1 protein-coding gene is annotated in these 6,381 nt (G+C 70.1%); it reads right to left on the bottom strand.

The features are described from left to right. Positions 1-6,381, bottom strand: a 6,381-nt coding sequence (locus JNG39_RS20990; protein WP_368313911.1) for an SDR family NAD(P)-dependent oxidoreductase, incomplete at both ends; no start/stop codon positions are given.

Genomic DNA, 6,381 nt, shown 5'->3' on the forward strand with positions numbered 1-6,381 from the left:
CGCCCACCCGCCGGCCGATCGTCGCCATCGCCTGCATCAGCAGCACCGAATCCACGCCATAGTCGGTCAGCGGCACGTCGACCTCGACGCGCCTCACATCCATCTGCAACTGTTCGGCGAACAGCTCGCGCAGCCATTCGCGCACGCCCCCGTCCGCGACCGCCGCGACCGCCGCGGACGGCGCCGGCGTCTCCTTGTCGGCGTCGTCTCGCGCGACCGGCGCGGCCGCGGATCGCGAAGGGGAAAGCAGGTCAGCCTCGTCGAAACGCGACGGGTCGACCCGCAGCGGCGCGACGACGCCACGCACGTTCGCGGCAATGAGACGATCGAGCATCGCCAGGCCCTGCGCGTCGTCGTGACTGAGCAAGCCCAGTTCGCCGTAAGCGCGGCTGCGCACCTCGCCCATGCCGCTCTGCTTCCAGCTGCCCCACTGCACGCTCAGCAACGGCACCCCCTCCACTTCGCCTGCCTCCGCCACCGCGTCCATGTAGGCGTTCGCCATCGCGTAGTCGAGCTGACCGGCCGCCAGCGACGGCGAGAGGGCGCTCACCGACGAGAACAGCACGACGAAGCGTGCTTGCCGATGGTCGCGCAAGCAGCGCAGCAGCGTGTTCGTACCGCCCACCTTGGGCGCGAACACCGCATCCATGGTGGCCTGGCGCTTGTGCACGAAGGCAGGCGTCTGCGCATCGGCGACGCCGGCGCAATGCACCACGCCCCCGATGGGACCCATGGCGTCGACCCATCGATGCATCGCGTCGCCGAGTGCCGCGGCATCCGTGAGATCGATCGTCTCCACCGCGACGTCCGCGCCGAGGGATTCCAGCCGCCGGATCGCGCGAATCTTCTCGCCGATGCGGGTCGGCTCCGACGCTTGCGCGTCCCAGTCGGACCGGTCGGGGAACGCTTCGCGTCCGGTGAGCACCAACCGTCTGACGCCATGGTTGCGGACGAAGTGTTCGGCGCAGGCGTAGCCTAGGCCGCGCACGCCGCCGGTGATCCACAGCACGTGTTCCGGCGACCAGTCCATCGACGCCGGTGCGGCGACCGCCAGGTCCGCGAGACGCGCGACGTGGCGCGTACCCTCCAGGTAGCGCACGTCCGCGTCGCCACCGGCATCGGCGAACTCGCGCGCGCAACGTTCGATCCACGTCCCTTTGTCGTCGCGATGCAGCGTGACGTGGGATGACTGGATGCGCCGATATTCGCCCGACAGCGTGCGGTGAAGGCCCGCATGCAGGGCTCGGCCATGCGGCGCGGCGGCACCGTCGTCGACCAGCGTGACGCCGAGCGAGCGACCGCCCGTCGTCATGCGCGCCCCCATCCACGCCTGCACGCAGGCGATCCATTCGGTGGAACGCGGCGTCGCGTCGGCGACGAGGTGTACGAGGCCTTCGAAATCGGCCCATGGCACGCCGGCGACGGACGCCGCGTCCACCTTGACCACCTCGGCTCGCCGCAGACCCGCCGCGAGCGCGGTGGCGATATCGATCGCGTCCTCCTCGGCGAGGACCACGACGGGCCCGGTCAGCGTGTCGCCTGTCAACGAGGGTGCGGCGATCCATTGCCTGCGCAGCAACCGCCAGGTCCCGTCCATAGGCAACGACGCATGCGGCCGATCCAGGCCGATCTCGCGGGCTCCGATCCAGTAGCGTTCCTTCGCGAACGGATAGCCCGGCAGGCCTATACGCCGCGGTGGGACCTCCGCCCCGGCATAGAGGCCGTCCCAGTTCACCGTCAATCCCCTGACCCAGTATCCGAGCAGGGCGTCGAATTTGCGCTTGGCGATCCACGCCGCGACCGTGTCCCTTACGTCGTCGTCGGCAAGGAACGCCGCCAGGGCGTCCTTGCCTCGGCGGACCTCGTCGCGATGGATGCCCGGCATCGTATCCGTACCGTCGGCGCAGGCATCCAGGCGTTCGCGCAGCATGGCCATGTCGTCGACCACGAACGCGAGCCGGAACGCCATGGCCTCGCGCCCCACCTGGAGCGTGTAAGCGACATTGGCCAGGGCATCGTCGCCCAGTTCGCGGACCGCCTCGCGCAGTCGCACCACGCACCGGTCGAGCGCGTCGGCGGTCTGCGCCGACAGCACGACCGCGAAGGGCCCCTGCACTGTCGGTTGGATCGTCCCGGCGACGTATTCCTCGACGATCAGGTGCGCATTCGAGCCGCCCGCGCCGAACGACGAGATGCCCGCACGGCGCGGACTTTCGACGCCCGCGTCGTCGACCGGACGCGGCCACGGCGAGCGCGACCGCTGTACGACGAACGGCGACGTCGCGAAATCGATGAATGGATTGAGGCTTTCCGAGTGCAGGCTGGGCACTCGTTCGCCGTGGCGCATCTGCAGCAGCACCTTGGACAGCGCGGCCATGCCGGCGGCGCTTTCGGCGTGGCCGATGTTCGACTTCACCGAACCGATGGCGCAGAAGCCCACGTCCGCGGTCTGCGTGCGGAACGCCTGGGTGAGCCCGGCGATCTCGATGGGATCGCCCAGGGAGGTGCCAGTGCCGTGCGCCTCGACATAGCCGATCGAGCGTGCGGGCACGCCGCTGGAAGCCAGCACGGCGGCAATCAGGCGTGCCTGCTGGACCGGGTTGGGCACCGCGTACCCGTTCGTCTTGCCGCCATGGTTGACGGCGCTGCCGCGGATCACGCCGAGGATGCGGTCGCGATCGGCGACCGCCGTCGACAGCCGCTTCAGCACGACGGCACCTACGCCCTCGCTGGGCACGTAACCGTCGCCTCCTTCGCCAAAGCTGCGGCAGCGGCCGTCGCTGGAGAGGAAACGCCCCTGCGCGAGCATCAGGTACTTGTTCGGGTGCACCGTGACGTTGACGCCGCCAGCCAGGGCCATCGCGCACTGTCCCTGGCGCAGGCTGTCGCAGGCGAGGTGGATGGCGGTGAGCGACGAGGAACACATCGTGTCTACCGCGAGGCTCGGGCCGTGCAGGTCGAGGAAATACGATACGCGGTTGGCGATGGACGACGGGCTGCCGCTCAGCGCCAGACCCTGGCCAAGCGCCTGCGCCTGCGCGCCGTAGAGCTGGTATTCCTCATACATCACGCCGACGAACACGCCGACGGCACCGTCATCGCCATCCGCGGCCGATTCGCGCAGGCCGTCGCGCGTATACCCGGCGTCTTCCACCGCGTGGTAGGCACATTGCAGGAAAAGGCGCTCCTGGGGATCCATCACCTTCGCCTCGACCGGCGAGATGCGGAAGAACAGCGGATCGAACTCGTCGACGCCGTTGAGGAAGCCGCCCCAGCGGCCATAGGTCTTGCCGATCGCGCCGCGCTCGTCGTCGAGGTAGCGCAGATGGTCCCAACGCTCCGTCGGGACGTCGCCGATGCCGTCGCGTCCCTCGCGCAGATTGTCCCAGAAGGCGTCGAGATCGTCGGCGCCTGGGTAGCGGCCACTCATACCGATGATCGCTATGTCTTCGCGCGCAACGGGCGGCGAGCGCGTATCCTCCGGCGTCGCGGTCTGTGCGCGCGATACCGGCGCAGCGGTGGTGGAACGCGCGGCGACCGCAACCCGCGGGGCGGCCGGCGCCGGCCGCAGCAGGTCGAGCAGCCGCGACCGATGGGCGGTCGCCAGATAGCGCGCCAACGAAGCCAGCGTCTGGTGTTCGAAGAAAAGCGTCTTGGACAACGAACCGAATCGCCGTTCGAGCGCCGCGGTGAGATCCAGGGCGAGGATCGAATCCAGGCCATAGCGTTCGAACGGGGCGTCGGCTTCGATCCGCTCGGGCGGAAGGCGCAAGGTTTCCGACAGCGATTCCTTCACGTAGGCGAGCACGTCGCGCTCGAAGGCGCGCTCGTCGGTCACCGGTGTCGACGGCGCGTCCGCCGATGGCGGCGCCGGTTCGGCACGCCCGGCCGGCGCGCGCGCGCCTTGCGCCGCGGCCTCGTCGAGGCGCAGTACGTGGACCCGATCGTGTCGCGTCGACAACGCGGCGTAGAAGGCGTCGATGCCGTCCTTGGCTTCAAGCGGCAAGCGTCCCTCGGCGCGTTGCGTGCGTCGCACCGCGTCGTGCACGCGCATGCCGCCATCGGCCCACAGCGGCCAGCCGATGGCGAGCGTCCGGCCGTGGCGTTCGCCGCGTTCCACGCGCGCGTGTCGCCACGTCGCATAGGCGTCGAGGGCGGCATTCGCCGCGGCGTAGTCGGCCTGCCCCACGTTGCCGTAAAGCCCGCTGGTGGAGGAGAAAAACACGCACAGGTCCAGCGGCACGTCGCCCAGGGCCTCGTCGAGATGAACTGCCGCGGCCAGCTTGGCGCGCATGACCGCGGCATGATCGCCGCGGTGCTTCCGGGCGAGGAATGCGTCGCGGATCACGCCCGCCGCATGGATCACGCCATCGACGCGACCATGCCGTGCGAGTGCGTCGGCGACGAGGTCCGCTGTCGCGGTGCGATCGGCGAGATCCGCGCGGAGGTATTCAACGTGGCCGCCGCGTTCCCGCCACGTCGCCAGCGCCGCGTCGTCCACGGCGGAGCGGCCCACCAGCAGCACGCGCGCGGAGGGCTGGCGGAGCAGGATCTCGTCGGTGAATATCCTGCCGAGGCCGCCCATGCCGCCGGCGATGAGATAGACGCCGTTCGGCTTCCACGGCGCGTTGCCCGACGGCGTATCCAGGGCGACGACGTGCTCCACGCGCCGAACGCCCGCCTCGTGCCGGACGACGTCGTATAGGCCCGCGGCGTCCCGCGCGAGCAGCGCCGCGGCCGCTTCGGCGGTGAGCTCCGTCTCCATCTGCACGACCTGCCCACGCAGCAGCGGCTGTTCCAGCCGCGCCGTGCGAAGCAGCCCCGCGAGCCCGCGGGCCAGCGCGTCGTCGAGCGGTGTGACGACCTGCACCAGCGTCGGGACATCGATGCCCGCGCGAAGGATTCCTTGTAGATGATCGGTGATGCGCCAGGCGAGGTCTTCGTAGCGCTCGGTGACATGCGCGCCGTCCGGATGCAAACGGATGCAAGCGATGCCGTCGCGCGTCAGCGCGCGTTCCATGGCGTCCGCATCGGAAGGCCATGCGCAGCACAGGACATGGCGGCGCTCGTCCGACGATGGCGATGCATCCCCGCCATCCTCGCGCCAGTCGAACCCAAGGTAGGCGGTGGTGGCCGGTCGCGCCGAAGGGCGGGCGCTGAGCCGGTCCAGCACGACGCAGATGTTGCCGGCGTCGTCGCAGAGGACTACCTGCAAGGTCGGCAGTTCCGGCGTGCTTCCCGGCGCTTCACGCAGCACGGCGAAGACGGATTCGCCAGGTTCGCGATAGATCGACAGCCCTTCAAGCGCATAAGGCACCCACGCCTGCCCGGCTGTGCCGGCGTCGGACCACAGCGCCACGGACGCGTGCAAGGCACCGTCCAGCAACGAGGGATGCAGATGCCACGCCGCCGCTCCCTCGTGCGCTTCCGCGGGCAACTCGAGACGGGCGAGCACGCAAGGCACGCCGCTCTCGTCGACACCCGTAGCCGCCCAGGCCAGGGCGCGCAGCGCGGGACCGTAGTCCAGGCCGGCCGAGGCGAGCCGCCGATACGCTTCCGCCGCGTCGATCCGTGCGTCGAGAGAGGCCTCGAGCGTCCGCAGGTCCACGGCGGCCGGCGACTCGTCGTTCGTCCAGCGTGCGCTGCCACGCGCATGGATGCATCGATCCCCCTGCGCGGAATTCCCGTACAGGTCGAACCCGACGTCCTCGTCGCTAAGCCTCGTCAGATCCAGGCGCAAGGTGACCGGTGCGTCGTGCACGGCGAGCGGACGCACCCACGCCACGTGGTTCAGCCGCCACGCCATGGCGGGCGATGGTGGCCGTCCGCCGCCGTCGCGCAAGGCAGCGAGTGCCATTTCCAGGTAGGCCACGCCGGGGAACACCGGCGTCCCGTGCACGCGATGGTCGCGGAGGAAGAACTCGCGTCCACTGAACGTGGCGGCGTAGCGCTGCCCGTCCAGGTCGGACTCATGGGTGTGCAGCAACGGGTGGGGCGGCGGCGCGCTCGTGCCGCCTCCGCGCTCCGGAGACGTGCCTTCGATCCAGTAATGCTCGCGGGCGAAGGGATAGGTCGGCAGCGCCATGCGCCGTGGCGTGGACGCGCCGAACAGGCTCGGCCAGGGCAACACGTAGCCCTGGCAGAACAGGTCGGCCAGCGCGTGCAACGCCTCTTCGGCGTCTTCGCGCGGGGGAGGCACCGCCGCGGCCAGCGTGCCCAGCAGCTGGCGTCCCAGCGTCGACACCGCCTTCTGGCCGACGAACTCATGCGGCACGACGCCGCGGAAAACGCGTGGCGCGCGTTTGCCCGCGGCAGCGCACTCGAGCAGGCGGATCGCATCGTCCGCGTCCTGTGCGACCACCACGCAGCGATGGGAAAACG

Source organism: Luteibacter sp. CQ10, from assembly GCF_040900725.1.
Taxonomy (GTDB): Bacteria; Pseudomonadota; Gammaproteobacteria; order Xanthomonadales; family Rhodanobacteraceae; genus Luteibacter.